The organism is Pseudomonas sp. JS3066 (genome assembly GCF_036328175.1).
Taxonomy (GTDB): domain Bacteria; phylum Pseudomonadota; class Gammaproteobacteria; order Pseudomonadales; family Pseudomonadaceae; genus Metapseudomonas.
In genome coordinates this window covers 3,357,120-3,383,266 of record NZ_CP143312.1, presented here as the reverse complement: position 1 = coordinate 3,383,266, position 26,147 = coordinate 3,357,120, and the positions used below count along the sequence as shown (strand labels likewise).

The 26,147-nt window shown below is 62.4% G+C and carries 24 protein-coding genes and 2 pseudogenes; 15 read left to right on the top strand and 11 right to left on the bottom strand.

Going from position 1 to position 26,147, the window contains the following annotated elements; translation table 11 throughout:
- The first annotated feature begins 176 nt into the window (after nucleotides 1-176).
- Nucleotides 177-1,631, top strand: coding sequence for an HDOD domain-containing protein (locus tag SA496_RS16010; protein ID WP_330114133.1), 1,455 nt, complete (start codon nucleotides 177-179; stop codon nucleotides 1,629-1,631).
- Here SA496_RS16010 and SA496_RS16005 read toward each other — a convergent pair.
- Together SA496_RS16005 and gloB are read right to left on the bottom strand one after the other, a co-directional pair.
- Nucleotides 1,619-3,211 carry a LysM peptidoglycan-binding domain-containing protein gene (locus SA496_RS16005; protein WP_330114132.1) on the bottom strand — a complete coding sequence of 531 codons (1,593 nt, stop codon included), beginning with the start codon at nucleotides 3,209-3,211 and terminating at the stop codon, nucleotides 1,619-1,621. The genes SA496_RS16010 and SA496_RS16005 overlap by 13 nt on opposite strands.
- A gap of 98 nt (nucleotides 3,212-3,309) precedes the next feature.
- Nucleotides 3,310-4,089 carry a hydroxyacylglutathione hydrolase gene (gloB, locus tag SA496_RS16000; protein ID WP_120650306.1) on the bottom strand — a complete coding sequence of 260 codons (780 nt, stop codon included), beginning with the start codon at nucleotides 4,087-4,089 and terminating at the stop codon, nucleotides 3,310-3,312.
- A gap of 61 nt (nucleotides 4,090-4,150) precedes the next feature.
- Here gloB and SA496_RS15995 point away from each other — a divergent pair, with 61 nt between their 5' ends.
- From SA496_RS15995 to SA496_RS15975, 5 genes are all read left to right on the top strand, one after another.
- On the top strand, nucleotides 4,151-4,915 hold the full coding sequence (locus tag SA496_RS15995; protein WP_120655170.1) for a methyltransferase domain-containing protein: 765 nt from the start codon (nucleotides 4,151-4,153) through the stop codon (nucleotides 4,913-4,915).
- Nucleotides 4,916-5,359 carry a ribonuclease HI gene (gene rnhA / locus SA496_RS15990; RefSeq protein ID WP_120650308.1) on the top strand — a complete coding sequence of 148 codons (444 nt, stop codon included), beginning with the start codon at nucleotides 4,916-4,918 and terminating at the stop codon, nucleotides 5,357-5,359.
- Between the two features lie 238 nt (nucleotides 5,360-5,597).
- Entirely contained in the window at nucleotides 5,598-6,335 is a 738-nt protein-coding gene (gene dnaQ, locus SA496_RS15985; protein WP_120650310.1) for a DNA polymerase III subunit epsilon, read from the top strand.
- Between the two features lie 104 nt (nucleotides 6,336-6,439).
- On the top strand, nucleotides 6,440-8,695 hold the full coding sequence (locus tag SA496_RS15980) for an Orn/Lys/Arg decarboxylase N-terminal domain-containing protein (protein ID WP_153917167.1): 2,256 nt from the start codon (nucleotides 6,440-6,442) through the stop codon (nucleotides 8,693-8,695).
- 21 nt (nucleotides 8,696-8,716) lie between these two features.
- Nucleotides 8,717-10,081 carry an amino acid permease gene (locus SA496_RS15975; RefSeq protein ID WP_120650314.1) on the top strand — a complete coding sequence of 455 codons (1,365 nt, stop codon included), beginning with the start codon at nucleotides 8,717-8,719 and terminating at the stop codon, nucleotides 10,079-10,081.
- Here SA496_RS15975 and nhaB read toward each other — a convergent pair.
- Nucleotides 10,065-11,567, bottom strand: a complete 1,503-nt coding sequence (gene nhaB / locus SA496_RS15970) for a sodium/proton antiporter NhaB (RefSeq protein WP_330114131.1) — start codon at nucleotides 11,565-11,567, stop codon at nucleotides 10,065-10,067. The two genes, SA496_RS15975 and nhaB, sit on opposite strands and share 17 nt — an antisense overlap.
- A 219-nt stretch (nucleotides 11,568-11,786) precedes the next feature.
- On the opposite strand from nhaB, the gene SA496_RS15965 reads away from it, so the two are divergent.
- The 3 genes from SA496_RS15965 to nudC are packed head-to-tail and all read left to right on the top strand — an operon-like array spanning nucleotide 11,787 to nucleotide 15,152.
- Entirely contained in the window at nucleotides 11,787-12,599 is an 813-nt protein-coding gene (locus SA496_RS15965) for a crotonase/enoyl-CoA hydratase family protein (RefSeq protein WP_120650318.1), read from the top strand.
- 38 nt (nucleotides 12,600-12,637) lie between these two features.
- Complete coding sequence (locus SA496_RS15960; protein WP_120650320.1) at nucleotides 12,638-14,317, top strand: ferrous iron transporter B; 1,680 nt, start codon at nucleotides 12,638-12,640, stop codon at nucleotides 14,315-14,317.
- A 1-nt stretch (nucleotide 14,318) separates the two neighbouring features.
- The gene (gene nudC / locus SA496_RS15955; protein WP_120650322.1) at nucleotides 14,319-15,152 is read left to right on the top strand and encodes an NAD(+) diphosphatase; all 834 of its coding nucleotides are present in this window, start codon (nucleotides 14,319-14,321) and stop codon (nucleotides 15,150-15,152) included.
- Here the strand turns inward: nudC and SA496_RS15950 are convergent.
- The gene (locus SA496_RS15950; RefSeq protein ID WP_162945885.1) at nucleotides 15,126-15,899 is read right to left on the bottom strand and encodes a TSUP family transporter; all 774 of its coding nucleotides are present in this window, start codon (nucleotides 15,897-15,899) and stop codon (nucleotides 15,126-15,128) included. The two genes, nudC and SA496_RS15950, sit on opposite strands and share 27 nt — an antisense overlap.
- 106 nt (nucleotides 15,900-16,005) lie before the next feature.
- On the opposite strand from SA496_RS15950, the gene SA496_RS15945 reads away from it, so the two are divergent.
- On the top strand, nucleotides 16,006-16,656 hold the full coding sequence (locus tag SA496_RS15945) for a hypothetical protein (RefSeq protein ID WP_120650326.1): 651 nt from the start codon (nucleotides 16,006-16,008) through the stop codon (nucleotides 16,654-16,656).
- Nucleotides 16,657-16,752: 96 nt separating this feature from the next.
- Here the strand turns inward: SA496_RS15945 and SA496_RS15940 are convergent, their stop codons facing one another.
- From SA496_RS15940 to SA496_RS15925, 4 genes are all read right to left on the bottom strand, one after another.
- The gene (locus SA496_RS15940; protein WP_120650328.1) at nucleotides 16,753-17,520 is read right to left on the bottom strand and encodes an SDR family oxidoreductase; all 768 of its coding nucleotides are present in this window, start codon (nucleotides 17,518-17,520) and stop codon (nucleotides 16,753-16,755) included.
- A 25-nt stretch (nucleotides 17,521-17,545) separates the two neighbouring features.
- On the bottom strand, nucleotides 17,546-18,616 hold the full coding sequence (locus tag SA496_RS15935) for a phosphotransferase family protein (protein WP_120650330.1): 1,071 nt from the start codon (nucleotides 18,614-18,616) through the stop codon (nucleotides 17,546-17,548).
- A gap of 206 nt (nucleotides 18,617-18,822) precedes the next feature.
- Complete coding sequence (locus tag SA496_RS15930; protein ID WP_077526001.1) at nucleotides 18,823-19,137, bottom strand: SCP2 sterol-binding domain-containing protein; 315 nt, start codon at nucleotides 19,135-19,137, stop codon at nucleotides 18,823-18,825.
- Nucleotides 19,138-19,196: 59 nt separating this feature from the next.
- Complete coding sequence (locus SA496_RS15925) at nucleotides 19,197-19,907, bottom strand: histidine phosphatase family protein (RefSeq protein ID WP_120650332.1); 711 nt, start codon at nucleotides 19,905-19,907, stop codon at nucleotides 19,197-19,199.
- Between the two features lie 209 nt (nucleotides 19,908-20,116).
- On the opposite strand from SA496_RS15925, the gene sohB reads away from it, so the two are divergent.
- The 4 genes and pseudogenes from sohB to SA496_RS15905 all read left to right on the top strand — a co-directional run.
- Nucleotides 20,117-21,142: a protease SohB gene (gene sohB / locus SA496_RS15920; RefSeq protein WP_120650334.1), complete on the top strand. Its 1,026-nt coding sequence runs from the start codon at nucleotides 20,117-20,119 to the stop codon at nucleotides 21,140-21,142.
- Between the two features lie 164 nt (nucleotides 21,143-21,306).
- On the top strand, nucleotides 21,307-21,471 hold the full coding sequence (gene napE, locus SA496_RS15915; protein WP_330114130.1) for a periplasmic nitrate reductase, NapE protein: 165 nt from the start codon (nucleotides 21,307-21,309) through the stop codon (nucleotides 21,469-21,471).
- Between the two features lie 38 nt (nucleotides 21,472-21,509).
- A pseudogene (locus tag SA496_RS15910) lies at nucleotides 21,510-21,956 on the top strand (periplasmic nitrate reductase subunit alpha); the annotation flags it as partial.
- 63 nt (nucleotides 21,957-22,019) lie between these two features.
- Nucleotides 22,020-22,112 (top strand): annotated as a pseudogene (locus SA496_RS15905) (NapC/NirT family cytochrome c); the annotation flags it as partial.
- Between the two features lie 19 nt (nucleotides 22,113-22,131).
- Here the strand turns inward: SA496_RS15905 and SA496_RS15900 are convergent.
- A complete protein-coding gene (locus tag SA496_RS15900; protein ID WP_120650336.1) occupies nucleotides 22,132-22,986 on the bottom strand; it encodes an alpha/beta hydrolase family protein in 855 nt (284 codons plus the stop codon).
- 109 nt (nucleotides 22,987-23,095) lie between these two features.
- On the opposite strand from SA496_RS15900, the gene SA496_RS15895 reads away from it, so the two are divergent.
- Nucleotides 23,096-23,674: a TetR/AcrR family transcriptional regulator gene (locus SA496_RS15895; protein ID WP_120650338.1), complete on the top strand. Its 579-nt coding sequence runs from the start codon at nucleotides 23,096-23,098 to the stop codon at nucleotides 23,672-23,674.
- 114 nt (nucleotides 23,675-23,788) lie between these two features.
- Here the strand turns inward: SA496_RS15895 and SA496_RS15890 are convergent, their stop codons facing one another.
- Together SA496_RS15890 and SA496_RS15885 are read right to left on the bottom strand one after the other, a co-directional pair.
- On the bottom strand, nucleotides 23,789-24,289 hold the full coding sequence (locus tag SA496_RS15890; protein ID WP_120650340.1) for a DUF934 domain-containing protein: 501 nt from the start codon (nucleotides 24,287-24,289) through the stop codon (nucleotides 23,789-23,791).
- Nucleotides 24,273-25,931: a nitrite/sulfite reductase gene (locus SA496_RS15885; protein WP_120650342.1), complete on the bottom strand. Its 1,659-nt coding sequence runs from the start codon at nucleotides 25,929-25,931 to the stop codon at nucleotides 24,273-24,275. The genes SA496_RS15890 and SA496_RS15885 overlap by 17 nt, the downstream gene beginning before the upstream one ends.
- Between the last annotated feature and the right edge of the window lie 216 nt (nucleotides 25,932-26,147).

Genomic DNA, 26,147 nt, shown 5'->3' with positions numbered 1-26,147 from the left:
GGATGGCGCGGGCATCGGGCCGGCGAAATCGTGTCAGGGGTCACGCGCCGCGGGTGTCGGCGGTAACGGCTGGCAAGTACAGTAACAGCTTGTACAGGCAAGAAAAAAGGGCCAGCCTGCGGGTAGCTGGCCAGCATTCTGGCCACCATTCTGAATTTTGCGCAGGGGTGCCAATCTTGGGTGAACGCAGCCATGGTTTGCAGTCATGGATCGACCGCCTCAACGAGGCCGAATTACCCGCTCTGGCCGCGGTGGTGCAGGACCTGCACCAGATGGCCCAACAGGACAAATCCTCCGTTCAGCAGCTGGCAGATGTGCTGCTACGTGACGCGACGCTGACCTCCAAGGTGCTGAAGGTTGCCAACAGCGTCTATTACAACCCGTCCCAGGAAGCCATTCGCACGATCTCCCGCGCCATCGTGCTGATCGGTTTCGAGAACGTGCGCCTGATCGGCCTCTCGGTCAGTCTTATCGACAGCCTGCTGGCTCGAGGCCCGAGGGAGCAGTTACCGGAGATTCTGGCGCGCTCCTTTCACGCGGCGGTACAGGCCCGCAACATTGCCGGCTACCTCCTGGCGCGGAGCCAGGAAGAGGTGTTCATCGCCGCCCTGTTACACAACCTGGGTGAACTGGCGTTCTGGGGCTGTGGTGGCGAGCAGGCTGATGAGCTTGCTGCAGCGCTGGCGCAACCGGGAGTCGATGAAGAGCAGGCAGTGCGCGAAGTGTTGGGCACCAACTTCCGCCAATTGACCCTGGGTCTGGTCCGCAGCTGGAACCTGGGTGAGCTGGCGAGTCTGGCGCATACCGGCTCCGCCCAGAGTGACCCGGCGGTGAAGGCCGTGAGCCTGGGGGTTCGGATCAGCGAGGCAGCCTTGCAGGGCTGGGACTCAGCCTCCATGACGCAACTTGTAGAGCAACTGGCCGGACTGGTCGGCCTGAGCCGGGAGGAGGCCATGCAGCAGGTGCTGGCCAGTGCCGATGAAGCGGTCAAGGTGGCCACCACATTTGGTGCCAGCAAGCTCTGCCACCTGATACCCCATACCGACCCGGAGCAAATCCGTCTGCAGAGAGAACAGCGCCAGGCGCGGCTGCTGCAACCGGATCTGCTGGTTATGCAGCAGGCCTTGCAGGAACTGGGAATGCTGGTGTCGCGCAAGGCGGACATCAATCTCGTGCTCGATACCCTGCTTCAGGGGTTGCACCAGGGGGCCGGGCTGGAGCGGGTGATGGTTGCAGTGCTGACCGACCAGCGCAGTCGCTTCACGGTGCGTCGGGCGGTGGGCGAGGGCAGCCAGCGCTGGCTCGACGGCTTCGTCCTGCCCGCCGGCCAATCAGAGCAACCCAATCTATTCAGCTACGTATTGCGTGCCCGCGAGACTCTCTGGATGGGTGTGCCCGCGAGTTATAGCCTGAGCGACCTGGTTACGCGGCCGATGCGCGAATGGCTGGGACAGGGGATGTTCTTCATTGCGCCGCTACTGGTGGGCAAGCGGGAGATCGGGGTGATCTACGCTGACTGCCGCCTTTCTGGACGGGCGTTACGGCACGAGCAGTTCGTGGCGTTCCAGCATTTCGCCCAGGCGGCGGGGCGCTGCCTGGAGGCGATGGCGCAGAAGAGTCAGGGCAGGTAGACCGTCAGGGTCTGGCCGGGCTTCAGGGCGCGGTCGCTGCGGGGGTTCCAGCGTTGAAGATGCTTCATCTCAACGTTGAAGCGCTTGGCGATCAGATAGAGGGAATCGCCCTGTTTGACCTTGTAGTAGGTCACTGACTCGCGGCCGTTGCTCTTGGACTTCCCCTTGCTGGTGGCGCTGGCGCTTGCGACCTGGGTGGCGCCGCCTTCAAGTTTCAGCACCTGGCCTGCCTTGAGGTGGTTGCCCTTGAGGTGGTTCCAGCGCTTGATGTCCTGCACAGTCACCTTGTACTGACGGGCGATGGTCGAAAGGTTGTCGCCCCTCTTGACCTTGTGGTTGCGTGCCGGGGTCGGCGCCGGGGCACTGGCGATGTTCTGGAAGAGCGGCTTGTCAGGTTTCAGGCCAGGCTCGACCGGGATGCTCAGCTGCTGGCCTACCCGCAGGTGGTTGCCGGAGAGGCCGTTGATCTCTTTCAGCGTCTTGACCGTGACGTGGTAACGGTTCGCGATGCCATGCAGGCTATCACCGTTGCGCACGCGGTACTGCTGCCAGTCCACCAGCATCTGGGGCTTCATCAGGGCAAGGTTGGCGGTCAGCAATTCGGCCTTGTCGGTGGGGACCAACAGGTGCTGCGGGCCATCCATGGTGATGCGTTTCTTGAAGGCCGGATTGAGCTGGTACATCTCATCGGCGTCCATGTCCGCCATCGCCGCCACGCGAGACAGGTCCAGGCGCTGCTGCTTGACTTCCACTACTTCGAAGTACGGCTCGTTGGCGATGGGGTTCAGGTTCACGCCATAGGCTTCCGGTGCCATCACCAGCTGCGACAGGGCCAGCAGCTTGGGTACGTAGTCCTGGGTTTCCTGGGGGAGCGGCAGGTTCCAGTAGTCGGTCGGCAGGCCGAGCTTCTGGTTGCGCTCGATGGCACGGCTGACGGTACCTTCGCCAGCATTGTAGGCAGCGAGGGCCAGCAGCCAGTCGCCGTTGAACATTTCGTGCAGGCGTTCGAGGTAGTTCAGGGCAGCGTTGGTGGACGCGGTGATGTCACGGCGGCCGTCGTACCAGTTGGTCTGGCGCAGGTTGAAGTGGCGACCGGTCGACGGAATGAACTGCCAGATGCCCACGGCATTGCTTCGCGAGTAGGCGAACGGGTTGTAGGCGCTTTCCACCACTGGCAGGAGGGCCAGCTCAAGGGGCATGTTGCGTTCTTCCAGGCGCTCCACAACGTAGTGGATATAAAGGCTGCCACGGTCGCTGGCGCTTTCCAGGAAGGAGGGCTTGCTCACGTACCAGAGGCGCTGGCGCTCGATGCGTGGGTTGACGCCGATCTCGTCTTGCAGCTTGAAGCCGTTGCGCATGCGTTCCCAGATGTCCTGGGGTTCGCGCTCGGTCTGTGCCTCTTCCAGCCACTGGGCCTGTTGCTGCATGGCCAGTGCGCGGTCGGTGTCGCGGCCCTGGTCATCGTCCTTCTGACCCGTGCCGGAGCAGCCGGCAAGCGTGACGGCGCACACCACCACAAGCGCGCGCGCGGCTCGTGCCAATGCATCCAGGTCGAGATTTCTGATCGGCGAAGACAACATTGGCTGTGAGGTTTTTCCGGCAAAAAAGTCCGGCGATTCTAGGAATCGACCTATGGTTGGTCAAGTTTTCACCAATTCGCCAGAGCCTGACCGAGTGTTCAGAATTGGTCTTTCCAGGCTCGAAGGGTCGCGAAGACCTCGGCTGGCGTAGGGTTATCCCGACCCGCCCGCTCGTCGGCCATTTGTTTAACGGATGTTTCAGTCACCCGCAGGAAGGGGTTGGTCGCCAACTCGAGGGCGATGGTTGATGGCAGGCTGATACCGCCTTGCTCGCGCAGCCGGGTGACCTCATCGAAACGCTTGGAAGTGGCATGGTTGCCGGGCTCTACGGCTCTGGCGAAACGCAGGTTGCTGAGCGTGTACTCGTGGGTGCAGAAGACCTGGGTGGCCGCCGGCAGCGCCGCCAGGCGATTGAGGGAGTGATGCATCTGCTCCGGCGTTCCTTCGAACAGCCGGCCGCAGCCGGCAGCGAACAGCGTATCGCCACAGAACAGCAGCGGTTGCCTGGTTTCCCCATGGTAGTAGGCGATATGGCCCAGGGTGTGGCCGGGTACTTCGATCACCTGGAACTCCAGTCCCAGTACCTGGACGGTGTCTCCGTCACCAAGCGCTTCGTCGCGGGCAGGAATCTTCTCCTGCACCGGGCCTAGTACGCGGGCGCCGGTTGCATCCTTCAGTCGCGCAACGCCGCCGACATGATCATGGTGATGATGGGTGACCATGATGTCGGTCAGCTTCCATCCGGGATGGGCTTCTAGCCAGGCCAGCACCGGTGCAGCGTCGCCGGGGTCGACCACGGCGCAGTGTCGGGTTGTGTCGTCCTGCAGCAGCCAGAGGTAGTTGTCGGAAAAGGCGGGGAGGGCATCGATCTGGATCATGAAGGGAGTCGCCAAGCAGAGAGCAATGGAGCATCTTAGGGCTCTCATGCAGGAGATTGCCATGACCGAAAAAGCATTCGCCCAAGCCGATGCCGACTGGCTGGAGCTGATCTCCGGGGCCCGCTCCTGGTTCTCCGGTCCCCTCGGCGGCCTGATGCTGTTCGAAGAGCAGCGCTTGCTGGAGGACGAGATGGCGCGCTACTTCGGCGGCTATCTGGTGCACTACGGACCCCGTGCGGAGTTGCCCCCAGGAGCCAAACAAATCCAGCGCTGCGTGCATCTCGGTGCGCCATTGCCCGGCGTGGAGATTGCCTGCGAAGAGTCCGCCTGGCCGCTCAGCGAACACGCCGCGGACGTGGTGGTGCTGCAACACGGCCTGGATTTCTGCCTTTCCCCCCATAGCCTGCTGCGTGAAGCCGCACGCAGTGTCCGTCCAGGCGGGCACCTGATCATCGTCGGGGTCAACCCATGGAGTGCCTGGGGCGTGCGCCACTACTTCGCTCGTGATGCCCTGCGCCGTGCCCGCTGCATCTCGCCGACACGGGTCAGCGACTGGCTGAACCTGCTGGGCTTCGCGCTGGAGAAACGCCGCTTCGGGTGCTATCGTCCGCCGCTTGCTTCGGCCGCCTGGCAAACACGCCTGGCTCGCCTGGAGCGCTGGGGCGCCGCCGGACAAGGGTTCGGTGCGGGCTTCTATCTATTGGTGGCGCGCAAGCTGGTGATCGGCCTGCGGCCACTGCGTCAGGCCCGGCGAGAGCCCATGGGCAAGCTGGTTCCCATGCCGGTGGCTAAGGTCAGCCGGTGCGATTCGAAACATGAGGCTTAAGTGAGCGATCTGGTCGAGATCTATACCGATGGCGCCTGCAAGGGCAATCCTGGTCCTGGCGGCTGGGGCGCCTTGCTGGTGTACAAGGGTGCCGAGCGCGAGCTCTGGGGTGGTGAGCGCGATACTACCAACAACCGCATGGAATTGATGGCCGCCATCATGGGGCTGGTAGCGCTCAAGCGTTCCTGCGAGGTGAAGATCATCACCGACTCCCAGTACGTGATGCAGGGCATCACCGAGTGGATGCCTAACTGGAAGAAGCGCGGCTGGAAGACCGCTGCCAAGCAGCCAGTGAAGAACGCCGACCTCTGGCAAGCCCTGGATGAGCAGGTCAATCGCCACACCGTGCGTTGGCAATGGGTACGCGGCCATACCGGCCACCCCGGCAACGAACGCGCCGACCAGTTGGCGAATCGGGGTGTCAGCGAACTCAACGCCCGTTAGAACCCGTTCACGATCAGCTGGGCGTCAGCCCTGCGGCGTTGAAAAGCAGTCTCGGAAAGTCGCTTGCGGCTAACGCGCTTCAGCGCGGCACGAAGGGGAGCGAAGCGAGTAATGCTCATTTACAGCTGTAAACTCTGCTTCCTCCCCTGTTTTTGCCTTGCATGGCCCTAGCTCGCAAGATCGTGAGCGGGCACTTAGAATTGCGCCCTTGCGGCAATCTCCTTCATAGGCCCTGAACATGCGTTTTGTAGTCCTCGATACTGAAACTACCGGCATGCCGGTCACCGACGGCCATCGCGTCATCGAGATCGGCTGCGTCGAGATGGAAGGCCGGCGCCTTACTGGTCGCCATTTCCACGTTTACCTGCAACCCGACCGTGAGGTGGATGAAGGCGCCATCGCGGTACACGGGATCACCAACGAATTCCTGGTGGGCAAGCCGCGCTTCAAGGACGTCGCTGACGAATTCTTCGAGTTCATCAAGGGCGCCGAGCTGATCATCCATAACGCGGCGTTCGACATCGGCTTCATCAACAACGAATTCGCCCTGCTGGGGCAGTCCGATCGCAGCGACGTCACCGAGCACTGCACCGTGCTCGACACCCTGATGATGGCCCGCGAGCGCCACCCGGGGCAGCGCAACAGCCTGGACGCCCTGTGCAAGCGCTACGACGTCGACAACTCCAACCGTGAACTGCACGGCGCATTGCTCGACGCCGAGATCCTCGCTGACGTCTACCTGGCGATGACCGGAGGCCAGACCAACCTGTCTCTCGCCGGCGAAGGTAGCGAGGGCAGCGGTGGTCGAGCCCAGGCTTCACCGATCCGTCGCCTGCCGGCCGATCGCACGCCCAGCCGGGTGATCCGCGCCAGTGAGGAAGAGTTGGCCGCCCACGCTTCGCGCCTGGCCGCCATCGAGAAAGCCGCCGGGGCTCCGGCTCTCTGGGTGCAGATGGACGCTCCACCAGCTTCCTGATTGCGACCTTTACGTACAGCCAGTGGCTGCGGGGGTACCACCCCTGTGATCGAGCTTCTACCCTGAGGGCATAGGCGGGCAGGCCCGCCCCTCAGGGAGCCACAATGTATAAAGAGCTCAAGTTCCCCGTCCTCATCGTCCATCGCGACATCAAGGCCGATACCGTTGCCGGTGACCGGGTTCGCGCCATCGCCCGAGAACTGGAGCAGGAAGGCTTCACCATCCTCTCTACCGCCAGTTCCGCCGAAGGCCGCATCGTCGCTTCCACCCACCACGGCCTTGCGTGCATTCTGGTCGCCGCCGAAGGCGCCGGGGAAAACCAGCGATTGCTGCAGGACATGGTGGAGCTGATCCGCGTGGCCCGCGTGCGTGCGCCACAGCTGCCGATATTTGCCCTGGGCGAGCAGGTGACCATCGAGAACGCACCCGCCGAGGCGATGGCAGACCTCAACCAGCTACGTGGTCTGCTTTATCTCTATGAGGACACGGTGCCCTTCCTTGCCCGCCAGGTGGCCCGAGCTGCGCGCAACTACCTGGAAGGCCTGCTACCGCCATTCTTCCGGGCGCTGGTGGAACACACCGCGCAATCCAACTATTCCTGGCACACGCCTGGCCACGGCGGTGGTGTGGCCTACCGCAAGAGCCCGGTGGGGCAGGCGTTTCACCAGTTCTTCGGCGAGAACACGCTGCGCTCGGACCTCTCGGTATCGGTGCCGGAACTGGGCTCGTTGCTGGATCACACAGGTCCCCTGGCCGAAGCCGAGGCCCGGGCCGCGCAGAACTTCGGCGCCGACCATACCTTCTTCGTGATCAACGGCACTTCGACCGCCAACAAGATCGTCTGGCATTCGATGGTTGGCCGCGACGACCTGGTGCTGGTGGATCGCAACTGTCACAAGTCGATCGTCCATTCCATCATCATGACTGGCGCCATCCCGCTGTACCTGACGCCGGAACGAAACGAGCTGGGCATCATCGGACCGATTCCGCTACGCGAGTTCAGCCGTGAGTCGATCAAGGCGAAGATCGATGCCAGTCCGCTCGCCAAGGGGCGCGAGCCGAAGGTCAAGCTGGCGGTGGTGACCAACTCCACCTACGACGGTCTCTGCTACAACGCAGAAATGATCAAGCAGGCACTGGGCGATTCGGTGGAAGTGTTGCACTTCGACGAGGCCTGGTACGCCTATGCAGCGTTCCACGATTTCTACGCCGGCCGCTACGGCATGTGCACCCAACGCGAGGAGCGCTCGCCGCTGGTATTCACCACCCACTCCACACACAAGCTGCTGGCAGCATTCAGTCAGGCGTCGATGATCCATGTACAGGACGGTGGCGCTCGCCGGCTCGACCGGCACCGCTTCAACGAAGCGTTCATGATGCACATATCGACCTCGCCGCAGTACGGCATCATCGCCTCGCTCGATGTGGCTTCCGCAATGATGGAAGGGCCGGCCGGGCATTCGCTGATCCAGGAAACCTTCGATGAGGCCCTGCGCTTCCGCCGCGCCCTGGCCAATGTGTGGCAGAACCTTGCGGCGGACGACTGGTGGTTCGACATCTGGGAGCCGCCCCTGGTCGAGGGAACCGATGCCGTCAGTACCGTGGACTGGCTGTTGCGCCCGGATGCGGACTGGCACGGTTTCGGCGATGTGGCAGACGACTACGTGCTGCTCGATCCGATCAAGGTCACCCTGGTAACGCCGGGCCTGACCGCTGACGGCAAGCTGGGCGAACAGGGCATTCCCGCGGCGGTGGTCAGCAAGTTCCTCTGGGAGCGGGGGCTGGTGGTGGAGAAGACCGGCCTCTATTCATTCCTGGTGTTGTTCTCCATGGGCATCACCAAAGGCAAGTGGAGCACCTTGCTCACTGAGTTGCTGGAGTTCAAGCGCGGTTACGACGCCAATCAACCGCTGAGCGATGCGTTGCCCTCGATCGCCACTGGACATGGGGCCCGATATGCCGGCATGGGGCTGCGCGACCTCTGCGACGCGCTGCACGCCTGCTATCGCAACAGCGCCACACCCAAGGCGCTGCGACGCATGTACACCAAGCTGCCGGAGTTGGCGATGAAGCCGGCTGACGCCTATGACAAGCTGGTCCGTGGCGACGTGGAGCCGGTGCCCCTGGACAAGCTGCAAGGGCGCATCGCCGCTGTGATGCTGGTGCCCTATCCGCCGGGCATCCCTTTGATCATGCCGGGCGAGCGCTTTACGGCTGAAACACGCGCGATAATCGACTATCTGGAGTTCGCGCGAACCTTCGACATCAGCTTCCCGGGCTTCGATATCGACGTCCATGGGCTCAACTGTCAGGAAAGTCCTACAGGTCGCTGCTATACAGTGGACTGCATCAGGGAATAAATCGGACTGCGGGGGAACGCGATGGCGACTGGGGAAGTGGCGAAGCCTCGCGGCAGAATGGGGTTCTGGACCTGCACCGCGCTGGTGGTGGGCAACATGATCGGCTCGGGCGTGTTCCTCCTTCCCTCGAGCCTGGCCGCCTACGGTGGCCTCAGCCTGTTCGGCTGGCTGATCTCCAGCACCGGAGCGGTGATCCTTGCGTTGACCTTTGCCCGTCTGGCGAGGCTCAACCCCTCGGCCGGGGGACCTTATGCCTATACCCGCGACGGATTTGGAAACTTTGCCGGCTACCTCTGCGCCTGGACCTACTGGAAGGCTGCGTGGATAGGCAATGCGGCCATCTCCGTGACCCTGGTGGGCTACCTGCAGGTCTTCATTCCCGCGCTGCGCGATCCGGTGCTGATGGTGGGCACCGCAATCGGCGCGATCTGGCTCTGCACCCTGATCAACCTGCGCGGCATCGGCGCATTCGGCCTGGCACAGAACATTCTCACCGCGCTCAAGCTCATCCCACTGCTGCTGGTGGGTATTCTCGGCTGGTTTTCCTTCCATCCCGAATACCTGCGAATTCCCGAGGTCAGCGAGCTGCCGCCAGGCGCTGGCGGATACGCCAATGCCATCGCCACCACGGCGGCACTCACGCTCTGGTCATTCATTGGCCTGGAGTCGGCGACCGTGCCGGCGGATGATGTCGACGACCCCAAACGCACCATCCCACGGGCCACGGTGTTTGGGACCCTGGTGGCGGCCGGGGTCTACATCCTTTCCATTACTGCCGTACAAGGCGTTCTGCCGCCTGACGTGCTGATGCATTCCACGGCGCCTTTCGCCGATGCAGCGCGGGTGCTGGTGGGGGAGTGGGGCTATCACCTGGTGGCCGGCGGCGCGGTGATCGCCTGCCTGGGCGCGCTGAATGGCTGGGTCCTGCTGCAGGGCCAGATTCCGATGGCCACCGCCCGCGATGGCCTGTTGCCTGAATCTCTGGCGCAGACCAACAAGTACGGCGTGCCGGCCCATGGCCTACTGGTTTCCGGTGTGCTGGTCACTGCGCTGGTGCTGGTGGATGGCCAGGGCGACCTGGTGGACGTGTTCAACGTCATCATCCTGCTCGGCACCATGACAGGCGTGGTGCCTTATGCCTTCTGCACCGCAGCGCTGCTGCAGCAACTGGCGGTGAAGCCCGGCGACTTCTCCGAGCGCGAACGTGGTCGGCTAGTGGCCATCGGCGTGTTGGGCTTCGTCTATTCCATCTGGGCCCTTTACGGCACCGGCGAGCAGGCCATCTTCTGGGGCTTCCTCGTGCTCATGGCCGGCATTCCGCTCTATACCTGGCGGCAGTGGCGCAATCGGGTGCAGGCCGAGGCGGCCGTCAGAGCCAATGGCTGACGGCCCACCAGCCGAGTACGCCCATTACGATGGTGTAGGGCAGGGCCATCCACACCATGCGGCCGTAGGACAGGCGCACCAGCGGTGCCACGGATGAGGTGAGCAGGAAGAGGAAGGCCGCCTGGCCGTTGGGCGTGGCGACACTGGGCAGGTTGGTACCGGTGTTGATGGCCACCGCCAGGGTGTCGAAATGCTCGCGGGTCATGTTCCCGGCATCCAGCGCGTTCTTCACTTCGGTGATGTAGATAGTGGCAACGAAGACGTTGTCGCTGATGGCCGAGAGCAAACCGTTGGCGATGAACAGCATCCCCGGTTGCTGGTCCACCGGCATCGCCAGTACCGCGTGGATGATCGGGGTGAACAGGTGCTGCTGCTGGATCACCGCCACCACCGCGAAGAAGGTCACCAGCAGGGCGGTGAAGGGCAGGGCGTCCTGGAATGCGCGGCCAATCTGGTGCTCGTCGGTGATGCCGTTGAAACTGGTGATCAGCACGATCACCAGCAGGCCAATCAGTCCCACTTCCGCCACATGCAGCGCCAGGCAGAGGATGAGAATCAGCGCTGCCACGCCCTGGACCATCAGCGCCAGACGCTGGTTCTGGTTGCGCCGCAGGTTCTCTTCATGGGCGAAGTCAGCCAGCACCTGCCGTACGCTGTCTGGCAACTGGGCGCCGTAACCGAACCAGCCCAGTTTCTCCAGCAGCACGCAAGTCAACAGGCCCGCCGCCAGCACCGGCATCGACACCGGCGCTACGTTCAGGAAGAAGTCCTTGAAGTGCCAGCCGGCCTCGTGGCCGATCAGCAGGTTCTGCGGTTCGCCCACCAGGGTGCAGACACCGCCCAGGGCGGTGCCCACGGCGGCATGCATCAGCAGGCTGCGGAGGAAGGCACGGAAGGTCTCCAGATCCTCGCGGCTGGAGCTGGCGACGTCGTGGTCGGAGTCGGGGCTGTGCTCATCGCCCGCACCCTTGCCGGAGGCTACGCGGTGGTACACGCCGTAGAACCCGAGGGCAACGCTGATGATCACGGCAGTCACGGTCAGCGCGTCAAGGAAAGCCGAAAGGAAGGCCGCCAGCAGGCAGAACATCAAGGCCAGCAGGGTCTTGCTGCGCACGCCGAGCAGCAGGCGGGAAAACAGCAGGAGCAACAGGTCCTTCATGAAATAGATGCCCGCCACCATGAACATCAGCAGCAGGATCACTGGAAAGTTGTGCTTGAGCTCCTCGTAAACCGCGTCGGGTGTCGCCAGGCCGAGCAGTATTGCCTCCAACACCAGGAGCCCGCCCGGCAGCAGGGGATAGCACTTGAGAGCCATGCCCAAGGCGAAGATGAACTCACCTACCAGCAACCACGAGCACACCACCGGGCCGAGAAGCCAGAGCACTACCGGATTCAGCACCAGGAAGCCGATGATCGTCAGCTTGTACCAGCGCGGCGAGTTGCCGAGGAAATTGCGGCCGAGGGCGACGGCGGGCGAGGCGGGCATCGGGGTTGTCCTTGGACTTGTGGTTACAGATGGGCGCAGGGAAAGTGACAGCCTGGTCCCGGTAGATCAAGCGTTTAAGCCGGCTTTTCGATGTGAAGTGGCAATTGCATGGCGTGGCCTGCGTCACAGTGGGCAGCATCGACTTTTACTTCGTGCTTGTTATAGTTGCCGGGCTTCCTGAATGACACTTTTTCTGTGGCGCACGCCGAGGACTGACCCGTGCCTGATTACAAAGCCTTCCGCGTAGAGTTGGCAGACAAGATCGCCCATGTGCAGATCAATCGTCCGGAAAAGATCAACGCGATGAATGCCGATTTCTGGAAAGAGATCGTCGATGTATTCCGCGAGATCGAGGATAACGATGAAGTTCGGGTAGTGGTGCTTTCCGGCGCGGGCAAGCATTTCTCCTCGGGCATCGACCTGATGATGCTCGCCTCCGTCGGTGCCCAACTTGGTCCGGATGCTGGTCGCAACGCACGCGCCCTGCGCCGGAAGATTCTAGAGCTGCAAGCCTCGTTCAACGCTGTCGACAACTGCAGCAAACCGGTGATCGCGGCTATCCAGGGCTACTGCCTGGGTGGCGCCATTGACCTGATTTCAGCTTGCGACATGCGTTACTCGACCGCCGATGCGCAGTTCTCCATCAAGGAAATCGACATCGGCATGGCGGCTGACGTCGGCACCCTGCAGCGCCTGCCGCGCATCATCGGCGACGGCATGATGCGCGAACTGGCCTATACCGGCCGCACCATCGACGGTGAAGAGGCGCAGCGCCTCGGGCTGGTCAATCGAACCTACGCCGACCAGGTCGCCCTGCTCGACGGGGTGTTCGGCATCGCCCATCAGATCGCCGCCAAGTCCCCTATCGCCGTACGCGGAACCAAGGAAATGATCCGCTACATGCGCGACCACCGGGTCGACGATGGCCTCGAATACATCGCCACCTGGAACGCCGCCATGTTGCAATCGGCCGACCTGCGCGTGGCCATGACAGCCCACATGAGCAAGCAGAAGCCAGAGTTCGCTGACTGATGCGATTCCGCACACTCGCGCGGGAGGCGCATTAAGGCATGGTCACTGGAGTCACTTCGCTGGGGCTGGTGCGCGACGAACTGTTCGCCACCATGGAACATGCGGAACAGAGCCTCGAGCAATTCATTGCCGAGCGTCAGAACGGCAGCCTTTTGCAGCTGGCCGTGGAAGCCATGCACCAGGTACGTGGAACGCTCAACCTGATCGAGCTCACCGGCGCCGAACTGCTGGCCCAGGAGCTGCTGGACCAGGCCACCGACATTCCCACGGGAGCGGGCGAGGAGCGCGACGTCCAGCTGGCAGCGCTGAGCAATGCACTGCATGTGCTGCGCCGCTACCTGGAGAATCTCGACCTGCATCGCCAGGAAATGCCGGAGCTGCTGCTGCCCGCCATCAACGACCTGCGTCAGGCTGGCGGCCAGCCGCCACTGCCGGAGAGTTACTTCTTCAGCGTCCGCCTGGACCAGGCGCGTCGTGTCGCGGTGGAGGTTCGGTTGCCGGAAGGTGCCGATCCCGACGCCCTGGCCCGGCGTTTCCGTCAGGCCTATCAGCAAGGGCTGCTCGGCTTCCTGCGCGGACAAAAGGTATCCAGTGCGCTGCGCACGATGGAGCGCGCACTTGGTGGCCTCGAACGCCTGTATGGCGATCAGCCCCGTGGCCGCCTGTGCTGGATCGGTGCGGCCGCAATCGAGTCGCAACTGGCCGGCCAACTGTTGGCGCGCAAGTCGCGCAAGCAGCTGTTTTCGCGGCTGGACCGTGAGCTGAAGTCGCTGCTGGCCAACGCCGCCTACGAGGCGCCGCGTAATCTGCAGAAGGAACTCCTCTACCTGGTTGCGTTGGCCGACAGCCAGGCACCTCGCTCCCAGGAACTGCGCGAAGTCTTCGGCATGACCGCGCTGCCTTTTACCGACCAGCTCCTGGAGCAGGAATACCAGCGTCTGTCCGGCCCTGGTCAGGCGGTTATGCGTTCGCTGTCCTCGGCCATCTTCGAGGAGCTGAACAGCGTCAAGGATATGATCGACCTGATCGAGCGCGGCACTGCGCCGGGCGAGTCCTTTGGAAGCCTGCACGCTCTGCTCGGAAAGCTGGCCAAGACGCTCGTCATGGTCGGCCTGAACTCCCCCGGCAATGCCTTGCAGGTACAGCTGCCGATGGTGGCGGCCTGGGGCGCAAGCAAACCAGTCGATTCCAGCGAACTGCTCAAGCTCGCCGATGCGGTGCTTTATGTGGAAAGCATGGTGGCCGGCCTCGATAGCGGCGAGCGCCGAGGCGTGCGCCAGGCCGTCGAGCCGGGGCATGAAGCGGAGTCCTTCGCCAATCATCAACTGGCCGAAGCGCGTATCGTGGTGCTGGATGAAGCCCAGGCGGGGCTGTCCCTGGCCAAGCGGGCCATCACTGCGTATCTCGAATCGAACGGCGACAAATTGCACCTGGCCAACGTACCGGTAAGTCTGCAAGCCGTGCGTGGCGGGCTGTGGTTCCTCGGTCAGGAGCGCGCCGCCGCCCTGGTTGCCGCCTGCGCGGAATACATCCAGCAGCAGATGCTGGAAACCTCCTTGATGCCTTCGGAGCAGATGCTTGAAACCCTGGCAGATGCCCTGACCAGCCTCGAGTATTACCTCGAAGGCGGCGCCGGCATGCGTCGTGGCTTCCAGACCGATGTGCTCGACCTGGCCGCCAATAGCGTGCGCGCCCTCGGCTTGCCGGTGGCGGCCTGATATGGCGGGCGAGCGCTGGCAGTCGGGCTTGCTGGATGCCTCGGCACCTGGTGGCTGGGCCGTGGCCCACTGCCGCCAGCAGTTCCTCACTGACAGCAATGGCGTGCTGTTTCCCCGTGAGTGGCTGAAGCGCCAGGAGTTGCCGGTGCTCGCCGAGCATGGCATCGGTCACTTCGATGGTGACCCTATCTACCTGCTGGAGCTGGCTCACCCGGCCGACGTGGCTGGCTGCTTCTGGCAGGGTCTGCGCCAGGTGATGTTGCAGGGTGATCCGGATACCTTCCGCATGCTCGGTTACGCCAGCCAGATTGGTACCTGGGCGGACCAGAACCGTTTCTGCGGCAGCTGTGGTCAGCGTATGGAGCAGGTCACGGGCGAGCGTGCAATGCGCTGCCCGAGCTGTGAAGTTCACCATTATCCGCGGCTGTCACCGAGCATGATCGTGCTGGTGAGTCGTGGCGACGAGTTGTTGCTGGCGCGCTCGCCACGCTTCGTCAGTGGCGTCTACAGCACGCTGGCGGGTTTCGTCGAACCCGGCGAGTCCGTGGAAGAGTGCGTGGCTCGCGAGGTGCGGGAAGAGGTCGGCGTAGAAATCGGCAATATCCAGTACATCTCCAGCCAGAACTGGCCGTTCCCGCATTCGCTGATGCTTGGCTTCCACGCCGAATACCGTAGTGGTGAGATCGTGCCGCAGCCCGGTGAGATCGAAGATGCCCGCTGGTTCCCCGTGGATGCGCTGCCGCCATTGCCGGCGCAGCGCTCCATCGCGCGTTACCTCATCGACCTCTACGTTGCGCGTCGTCTCGGCCTAGCCGATCCAGTGTTGCCACACTAGACGCGCGGTCAGCGCCAGTACCACCAGGATGAACACCGGGCGGATGAACTTGGCGCCGCCCTTGATGGCGGTGCGTGCGCCGAGGAAGGCACCAGCCATCAGCGCCACCCCCATGCTGATACCCAGTGCCCAGGCGACCTGGCCGGCGGCGATGAAGACCACCAGGGCCATGGCGTTGCTGACGAAGTTCATGCTGCGGGCGACGCCGCTGGCGCGCACCAGGTCCAGGGGATAGAGCAGCAGGCTGCTGACGGTCCAGAAGGCGCCAGTGCCAGGGCCGGCCACACCGTCGTAGAAACCCAGTCCGAGGCCCTGGGGCCATTGGCAGTCACGGGGTATCGGTGCGTCCTGGCTGTGCTCGACATCCGGCGTCTTGCCGAACAAGAGGTAGAGGCCACATCCGAAGACCACCACCGGCAGCATCTGGTTGAGCCATGCAGCGGGTAGCCAGTGAGCGATCACCGCGCCCAGTGCGGCGCCGATGGCCGTGGCGATCAATGCGTTGCGCCATTTCGATGGGTCGAACAGCTTGCGCCGGTAGAAGGTGTAGCTGGCGGTGGCGGAGCCGAAGGTGGCGCAGAGTTTGTTGGTGCCCAGCACCAGGTGGGGCGGCAGACCCGCAGTGAGCAGGGCGGGGATGGTCAGCAGGCCGCCGCCGCCCGCGATGGCATCGATGAATCCGGCAAGAAAGGCAACGGCGGCGAGAATCGCCAGGGTGGCGGGATCGACCGCCAGCTCGAAGGGGATTGGCATGGAAAACGAGGTCCGTGTCTACAACTGCCGCGTGGCTTGTGGCTGCGGCTTTGGGAGTTGCGCATAATGCCGGCATTTTCACGCATAAGGAATGGGCTCCATGCAGTATGACGGCCTGGCCTGGGCTACTGCCCTGCTGGCGGTGTTGGTCGCGGTAGTGGCGGGACGCATTCTCTTCGACCGCAGCTGGTTCCTCGGCTGGCTCCGTGGCACCTGTGGGCTGGCATTCCTCGCCCTGGCGTTGCTGGTAGCGTTGGTGGCCCGGGATCTGTGGAGCTACAGCACGCTACCCGAAGACAAGCCATTGGTGACCCTGAGCTTCAAATCCATGGGGCCGCAGAGCTATCAGGTCACCTTGCTCGAGGGGGCTACCGAGCGCGAACTGCTGCTGGATGGCGACCTTTGGCAGCTGGATGCGCGCCTGTTCAAGTGGAAAGGGTTGGGCAACCTGCTGGGGCTTCAACCGGGCTACCGCCTGGAGCGGTTGTCGGGTCGCTTCCTGGCCATCGAGCAGCAAGCCCTGGCCCAGCACCCGCGCGCGCAACTGGCGAGCAGCCCCTACGGCGTCGATCTTTGGCGCTGGCTGCGTCTGGCACAGCGCGACTTCTTCCTTTTCGTGCCTGAGGCTCAGCGTGTGACCTATCTGCCGATGGCTGACGGTGCGGTGTATTCCGTGAGTCTGTCACCCACAGGCCTGCTGGCCCAGCCACTGAACCAGGTGGCCAAGGAAGCGTTGAAGGACTGGCGCTGATTCCAGGACATCTCACTGCGGGAGCGAATTCACTCCCACAGAATCCTGGACATGAAAAAGGGAGCCCTCGGGCTCCCTTTTTCATGGGCGTGATCCTCAGGAGAGGAAGCCGCCGTCGACGTTCAGTGCAACGCCGGTGGTGTAGCTGGAGGCATCGCTGGCCAAATACAGAACGGTGCCAGCCATCTCGCTCGGGTCGGCAACGCGCTTGAGCGGGATGCGCTGCAGGGCGACGTTGAGGATGGCATCGTTCTTCACCAGGGCCGAAGCGAACTTGGTGTCGGTCAGGCCCGGCAGCAGGGCGTTGCAGCGGATGCCGAACTGGGCGCATTCCTTGGCGAAGACCTTGGTCATGCTGATCACGGCGGCCTTGGTCACGGAGTAGATGCCCTGGAACTCGCCTGGGGAAACGCCGTTGATGGAAGCGACGTTGATGATGCTGCCACCACCGTTCTGCTTCATCAGCTTGCCGCCTTCGATGGACATGAAGTAGTAGCCACGGATGTTGACGTCCACGGTCTTCTGGAAGGCCGACAGGTCGGTGTCCAGCACGTTGCAGAACTGTGGGTTGGTCGCGGCGTTGTTGACCAGGATGTCGAGGCGTCCGAACTTCTCGCGGATCTCGGCAAAAACGTTCTGGATCTGTTCCATCTCGCCGATGTGGCAGGCGATGGCGGTGGCCTTGCCGCCTTCGGCGATGATGGCATCGGCGACGGCCTGGCAGCCCTCGATCTTGCGGCTGGAAACGATCACGTGGGCACCTTGCTGGGCCAGCAGCTTGGCGATGGCTTCACCGATGCCGCGGCTGGCGCCTGAAACGAAGGCGATCTTGCCGTCGAGGTCGAACAGGTTGGTCTTGGACATGGGGTTCCCCTTGTTGTAAGCCGGTTTACAGCCGTGATTGGTTGATGACCTGCAGGCTCATCTGCTCCAGCAGCTTGTTCATGTGGATGAACTGGGCGAAGCGCTTGTCCTGGGTCTGGCCGTGGAAGTAGCGGTAGTAGATCTGCTGCACGATGCCGGCCAGGCGGAACAGGCCGTAGGTGTAGTAGAAATCGAGGTTGGTAATGGGCGGCAGGCCGGCGCGCTCGGCGTAGTAGTCGGCGAACTCCTGGCGGGTCAGCATGCCCGGCAGGTGGCTCGGCTGGCGGCGCATCAGTTGCACCGGCGCTGGGTCCTTGGCCTCGATCCAGTACGCCAGGGTGTTGCCCAGGTCCATCAACGGATCACCGATGGTGGTCAGCTCCCAGTCCAGTACGCCGATGATCTTCAGCGGGTCATTCGGATCGAGAATGACGTTGTCGAAGCGGTAGTCGTTATGCACGATGGCCGGCTTGTGGTGGTCTGCGGGCATCTTGTCCTTGAGCCAGGCCTTCACCGGTTCCCAGGTCGGGGCGTCCGGAGTCGTGGCCTTCTCATAGCGGTCGGTCCAACCCGCGATTTGGCGCTGCACGTAGCCTTCCGGTTTGCCCAGGTCGCCCAGGCCGCAGGCGTTGTAGTCGACCTTGTGCAATTCGACCAGCTTGTCGATGAAGCTCAGGCAAAGCTCACGGGCCTGGCCTTCCTCGAGCTTCATGTCGGCTGGGAGGTCGGCGCGCAGGATCACGCCCTTCACCCGCTCCATCACGTAGAACTCGGCACCGATCACCGATTCGTCAGTGCAGTGCACGTACGCCTTCGGGCAGTAGGGGAAGCCGGAATTGAGCTGGTTGAGGATGCGAAACTCACGGCCCATGTCATGGGCGGATTTCGCCTTGTGGCCGAAGGGTGGACGGCGCAGCACGAACTCCTGGTCGGGGTATTCCAGCAGGTAGGTCAGGTTGGATGCACCGCCAGGGAACTGGCTGATGCGCGGGGTGCCGGTCAGGCCTGGAATGTTGGCCTTCAGGTATGGGTCGATAACAGCGGCGTCGAGCTCTTCGCCTTCGCGGATGCGGGTGGACTGATCAGTAAGCGTCATGCTTATCCCTTCTACTTATGATGGGGGCCCGAGACTATTCGCTAATCTAATGCCGCCTTGGCGGCGTCACAAGCTGAACGAGCCGTTATAGACAAAGGTGTTGCAGCACAATCAGGCTGCCTGATTCGCCTGTGCCGTCTGCATCGGGCGAAAAAAAACCGGAGCCCTGGGACTCCGGTTTCTTGTTCGTGATCTGAGCGTTGAGCTTAGACCGGGAACAGTTCGCCGAGCTTCATCGCCAGCATCATGTCGCCTTCGGCGCGCAGCTTGCCGGCCATGAAGGCCTGCATGCCGTCGGTTTCGCCGGTCATGATGCCGACCAGGGTGGCGCTGTCCATGATCAGGGTGACGTTCGGATTCGGGGCATCACCCTGCTGTACGTCGCAGGTGCCATCCTTGACTACCAGGTAGTGGTTGTCGCCATCTTCGATGTTGAACTGGAATACCAGGTCCAGGCCAGCGGCGGCACCGGCGTTGAACTTGGACTGCATGGTTTTGACGATGTCAGCAACGTTGGTCATGGTGTTTTCCTTTTTCTAGGGTTTTATCCAGCGGCCCTTCCGGCCGCGGTGGGCCGGACTCAGCGATAAGTGATGAGTTCCGGCGCCTTCAACAGTTCCAGATGCACATGACTGTTGAAGGAAGCCAGGGTCACTTCGCTTCCACGGAACTTCAGGCGGCTGAGCGAGGTGTTTACGATCTGCCAATTGAGGCTGAAGGCGCTGTCGGCCGGTACACCCGCTACCAGGTGGAGCAGGGCGGTGATGGTGCCGCCCGAGGTGAACACGGCAATGTTCTGCTTGCTGTCAGCGTCGGCCAGGACACGTTCAAGACCACCACGGACCTGCTCGACGAAGGCGGACCAGCTCTGTAGGCCAGGCTTGTCGTACTCACCGGAGACCCAGCGCAGCACCAGCTTGGAGAACAGGCGCTGGAACTCGGCGCGGTTCTGCACGGCGTTGCGCAGCACGTGCAGCGCTTCGGGTTCTTCTGGAAGCAAATCCGGGAGCAGGGCGCGAATCACCGCGTCGGCATCGAATTCGTTGAAGGCTGGATCGATCTGGATTGCAGGAGCGCCAAGACCGGCAGCGTCGAACTGTGCGAGTGCGGCCTGGGCGGTATGCTGCTGGCGACGCAGGTCGCCGCTGTAGCAACGATCCAGACGCAGGCCCAGTTGGGCAAGGTGGGCGCCGAGTACTTCGGCCTGGCGGATGCCGGTGGGCGAGAGGACATCGTAGTCATCGGCGCCGAAGGAGGCCTGGCCATGTCTTATCAGATAGATGCTGCCCACGTACTGGCGTCCCGTGAGGTTGAAAGTTCCGCGAGGGTATGAGGAAGCCAGGGGGCTGTCAACGAAAAAACATACGCTTGTTTGAATGCATTCCCACTGTTTATGCAGACGTTTCCGTTAACTGGCGAGCCGGGAATGGCGCCGTTATGCTTGCGGGTCTTCGCGCCACCGAAAGGCCGGTGCCAGTTGGGATAACAAAGGGGATTCAAGTGGAGTTCTTTGCCGAGTACGCAGGTTTTCTGGCCAGGACCGTGACTGTGCTGGTGGCCATCCTTGTCGTGCTGGTGGCCATCGCGGCGTTGCGTGGCCGCAACCGTCGTGTGGCCAGCGGTCATCTGGATGTACGCAAGCTCAACGACTTCTACAGGGACCTGCGCGAGCGCCTGGAGCACTCGGTGCTGGACAAGTCGCACGTGAAAGCCGCGCGCAAGGCTGAAGCCAAGGCAGCGAAGAAAGCCAAGAAGACGGCCGAGATGAAGCCACGGGTCTTCGTGCTGGACTTCGATGGCGACATCAAGGCTTCGGCAACTGATCACCTTCGCCATGAAGTGACCGCTCTGCTGTCGATGGCCACGGACAAGGACGAAGTGGTGGTGCGACTGGAAAGCGGGGGTGGCATGGTACACAGCTACGGCCTGGCTTCGTCGCAACTGGCGCGCATTCGCGATGCTGGCGTACCGCTCACGGTCTGCGTGGACAAGGTCGCGGCCAGTGGTGGTTACATGATGGCGTGCATCGGCAACAAGATTCTCGCAGCGCCTTTCTCCATCATCGGTTCCATCGGTGTCGTTGCGCAGCTGCCAAATGTGCATCGACTGCTGAAGAAGCACGATATCGACTTCGAGGTGCTTACCGCCGGCGAGTACAAGCGCACGCTGACTGTGTTCGGCGAAAACACCGATAAGGGCCGGCAGAAGTTCCAGGAGGACCTGGAAACTACTCATGAGCTGTTCAAGGGCTTCGTCGGGCGCTATCGCCCGCAGCTGGATATGGCTGAGATCGCCACGGGCGAGGTCTGGCTGGGCATGGCGGCGCGGGACAAGCAACTGGTGGACGAGCTGAGTACCAGTGACGAGTACCTTGCTACGCGGGCCAAGGAAGCAGAACTGTTCCATTTGCACTTTGCCGCTCGCAAGAGCTTGCAGGAGCGCGTAGGGCTTGCCGCCAGTGTGACGATCGATCGTGTGCTGCTGAGCTGGTGGGAGCGGCTGAGCCAGCAGCGTTTCTGGCAGTAAACCCGATCTGCGCCAGGCCCTCTCAACCGCCTGCATTGAGTGACTCGGTTTCCCAAAAGCGAGTCGCCGCGTGTTTTTGTCGCACGCTGCCCCCCTCATCTCTCTCCTTCACTACCGTCGGCAAGATCTTGGCTAACTCCAGTTGCCGACGGAGAAGTGCCGCCATGACTGCCGATAGTGGAGACAGAAGCAAGCGCAAGGAAACCCGGTTGTTCCTTTTCCTGGTGGCGTGTCTGTTTCCCATCCTTGCCGTGATGATCGTCGGCGGATACGGCTTCATCGTCTGTATCTACCAGATGATCGCCGGGCCCTCCTGTGTAAAGGGCTGATCGACCGCCGGCTCAGTGCGTCCCAGGTCAAAGTCGCGGTGCTTTCCACGTTCCGGCACCGCAGCTTCGACCTTGCCGACATACCCATGGTGTTCAAACCGCAGAGCGACCTGTTCATCCTCAACTACATCGCCAACCACATCATCCAGAGCGGCGCGGTCAATCAAGACTTCATCGACAAGCACGTCAGGTTCGCCCAAGGTGCCGAAGTCATCGGCTACGGGCTGAGGCCTACCGACCCGCTGGAACAAAAGGCGAAGAACGCGGCCAAGGCCAACACCTGGTCCGACATCGTTTTCGACGAGTTCGCTGCTTACGTGAAGCTCTATACCCTCGAGCGTGCGGCCAAGGAATCCGGGGTTTCCGCCGCGCACCTGAAAGCCCTGGCCGAGATGTATGCCGACCCGAAGCGCAAGGTGGTGTCGTTCTGGACAATGGGTTTCAACCAGCACACGCGTGGGGTCTGGGCGAATAACCTGATCTACAACATTCATCTGCTCACCGGGAAGATCAGCGAAGCCGGTAATAGTCCATTTTCTCTCACCGGCGCGCTGGCTTCGGGCGAGGCTACCTGCATCGACTGTCACAAGGGGATCGCACACCACCTCCCTGACATGACTGGTGTGAAAGGGTGGCAGTAGCGCTCCAGGTTGGTGGTTATCAGGTCAGCTCGGGCAGCAACACGCTCTTCCACAGGGACTGTTCGTACTGCGGTTTGAAGAATCCGAAGTGGCCGATGTTCTGCTCGCCCACATCGGCGGGCGCGATGCGTTTGAAGCGTTTCTCTGCCTGGCGATAGAAGCTGTGCAGCGACTCGGTGTTGCGCCCGGACATCATCTCGTCGTCGGTAAAGGAGATCGAGGTGATGGGCGTACGTACCGCGGAAAAAGCCTCCCTCACTTCTTCGCCTTCAGCGCCCACGGCGTACTCCGGGTCCAGGCACCAGCGCCGCCACTGATTGATTACTCCCTTGGGCAGGTCGCCCACCATCCCCAAGCGCTTGCCGGGGAAGTAACCGGCCAGAGGCGTAACCAGCGGGGCGACCAGGAACCACAGGAGCCAGACGCGGCGGCGCAGTTCGGCGGTGTTCTCGCGCCAGTAGCCGCTACCCGTAGCAATGGTCAGCACTTTGCTGATGCGTTCTGCCCCTTCGACGAAGGGCAGGATCTGTCCTCCCAGGCTGTGACCGATCCAGTACAGTGGCTTGCTGCCGGCCGCATTGGCCACCAGTGAGAGCATGGTGCTGCAGTCATGGCGGGCCCAGTCGAGGATGTCCACGTTCAGGTTGCGCAGATGGCCATTGCGCGACTGGCCCATGCCGACATAGTCGAACGTGGCGACCAGGTAACCCCGGTCCGCCAGCCAGGTGGCGAAAGGGGCGTAGTAGCGTTGCGGCACACCCATGGCAGGTACTATCAGCACTGCAGCCTGGACCTCGCCTTTGGGGCGGAACCAGTTGGCGCTGATGAAGTGGCCGTTGCCGTTGTCGATCCGGGTTTCTGTCGAGCTGCTCATTGCATCCATCCTGACGTCGAGAGGCTTCTGGAAAAGCGTGAACCCGGGCAGTATACGAAGGCTAGAAAAGTATTCTAGAAAAATATTCTAGTCTCATCAAAGGACATTCATGAGCCGTCCCTCGCGCAAAGACGACATTCTCCAGGCCGCCTTGGCCTGTTTCAGTGAACAAGGGGTGGATGCCACCACCATCGAGATGATTCGTGATCGCTCGGGTGCCAGCATCGGTAGCCTCTATCACCATTTTGGTAACAAGGAGCGGATCATCGCTGCGCTCTACCTGGAGGGGGTCAGCGGCTATGCGCGCTTGCTGGAGGCAGGCTTCGCCAAGGTCGACAGTGCCGAGGGTTGCATCAAGCTGCTGGTGGCCTGCTACGTCGATTGGGTGCTGGCGAACCCGGATTGGGCTCGTTTCATTCTGCACAGCCGGGGGAGGGTAGAGGCGAGCGAGTTGGGCGAGCAGCTTCGCGAAACCAATCGCTTGCACCACGGGCGAATCGACGAGGTTCTGCGGCCCTACCGCGAACAGGGTGCCTACCGTGAAATGCCTCGTGACTGCTTCGTTTCCGTCGTCATCGGCCCGGTACAGGATTTCACCCGCAATTGGTTGGCCGGGCGCACCCGCACGAGCCTGGCCGATTGCCGCGAGTTGTTCATGCAGGTGGCATGGGACGCGGTTCGCGCCTAGTCCTTGGTGGAAAATGTACTTGTGGAGCGAATTCATTCTCGAATGAATGCGCCCCACAAACACCACACCCAACAAAAAGCCCCGCAGATGCGGGGCTTTTTATCGGCGCGTCACTCAGGCCGTGCGGCGGCGGAACAGCGGCAGGGGCTGATCGCTGGACGCCTGGTAGACCTCGGAGAACTCCTCGAAGGCCTTGAGGGCGTCGTACGGGTCCTTGTCCGCACGCAGGGCGAAGGCGTCGAAACCGCAACGCTTGAGGGCCCAGAGCTGGTCGCGCAGCACATCGCCAATCGCGCGCACTTCGCCCTTGTAGGCGTAGCGCTGGCGTAGCAAATAGGCGGTAGAGGAGTGACGGCCGTCGGTGAAAGCCGGGAAGTTCAGGGCGATGACCTGGAAGTGCTCCAGGTCATCAGCGATTTCCTCGATTTCCTCATCGCTGTCCAGCCAGACGCCCAGGCCGCCATCGCGTGCCTTCAGCGCATGGGCGTGATCGCGCCAGAGCGCGAGCGGAATGATGATGTCGTCGCAGTTGGGGATGCCGTCGAGGGTCGCGTCCTTGGCCAGCAGATGCCAGGTCTCGTCGATGACCTGGCCGTTCTTAATGATTCGCTGCATATACGCGCTCCTTGAACGGATCGATACCGATACGGCGGAAGGTGTCGAGGAACTGCTCGTCCTCGGTGCGCTGTTCCACGTAGACCTTGATGATTTTCTCGATCACATCGGCCATTTCATCCTGGGCGAAGGACGGACCGAGGATCTGTGCCAGGCTGGCATCACGGCCGGCGCTGCCGCCGAGGGACACTTGATAAAACTCCTGGCCCTTTTTGTCCACGCCGAGAATGCCGATGTGGCCGACATGGTGGTGGCCACAGGCGTTCATGCAACCGGAGATGTTCAGGTCCAGGTTGCCGATGTCGAACAGGTAATCCAGGTCGTCGAAGCGACGCTGGATGGCTTCGGCCACCGGGATCGACTTGGCGTTGGCCAGGGAGCAGAAGTCGCCGCCCGGGCAGCAGATGATGTCGGTCAGCAGGCCCACGTTCGGCGTGGCGAAGCCAAGCTCACGCAGTTCTCCCCACAGGGCGAAGAGCTGGGACTGCTCGACGTCAGCGAGGATGATGTTCTGGTTATGGCTGTTGCGGACTTCACCGAAACTGTAGCGGTCGGCCAGGTCGGCGATGGCGTCCAGTTGCTTGTCGGTGACGTCGCCGGGGGCCACGCCGGTGGGCTTCAGTGACAGGGTCACAGCCACGTAGCCGGGCTTCTTGTGGGCCACGACGTTACGGGTGCGCCAGCGGCCGAAGCCGGGGTGCTCGGCATCCAGGGCTGCGAGGGCGGCGTCCTGGTCTTCCAGGGCCTTGTAGGTCGGGTCGACGAAGTGCTTGGCGACGCGAGCTACTTCAGCTTCGGTCAGGGTGGTGGGGCCATCCTTCAGGTTGGCCCACTCGGCATTCACGCGCTCGGCGAAGACTTCAGGGGTGAGTGCCTTGACCAGGATCTTGATGCGCGCCTTGTACTTGTTGTCACGGCGGCCATAGCGGTTGTACACGCGCAGGATGGCGTCGAGGTAACTGATCAGGTGCTGCCAGGGCAGGAACTCGTTGATGAAGCTGCCCACGATCGGGGTACGGCCCAGGCCGCCACCGACGGATACACGGAAGCCCAGTTCGCCGGCATCGTTCTGCACCGCTTCCAGGCCAATGTCATGGACTTCGATGGCCGCGCGATCGCTTACGGCACCATTGACGGCGATCTTGAACTTGCGCGGCAGGTGGGAGAATTCCGGATGGAAAGTGGACCATTGGCGGATGATCTCGCACCAGGGGCGCGGGTCGACGAGCTCGTCACGGGCAACGCCGGCGAACTGGTCGGTGGTGGTATTGCGGATGCAGTTGCCGCTGGTCTGGATGGCGTGCATTTGCACGGTGGCCAGCTCGGCGAGGATTTCCGGCACATCTTCCAGCTCCGGCCAGTTGTACTGGACGTTCTGGCGGGTGCTGATGTGGGCGTAGCCCTTGTCGTAGTCGCGAGCGATCTGCGCCAGCTTACGCACCTGGACCGAAGAGAGCAGGCCGTAAGGCACGGCAACGCGCAGCATGGGCGCGAAGCGCTGGATGTACAGGCCGTTCTGCAGGCGCAGCGGGCGGAATTCCTCACCCGAGAGCTCGCCTTCCAGATAGCGGCGGGTCTGATCGCGGAACTGCTTTACGCGGTCCTCGACGATCCGTTGATCGTACTCGTCGTATACGTACATGAAATGTCCTGTTGTCAGGCTGCTTACAGCTTTTCTGCGCGCACGGCCGCGCACTCCCCGCGGAGCCGGAGGAAGATACCAGTTCGGGGTTATGCGCAAAAGTGATGTTTGAGTATATGTAAAGAACCAAAAGTTATTGTTTGGCGGGGGTGCATAACCCTTCGGCTTGAGCCCCTGCAGGGGCTGGTCTTTACTCGATGTGCAAGCCGCCTATAA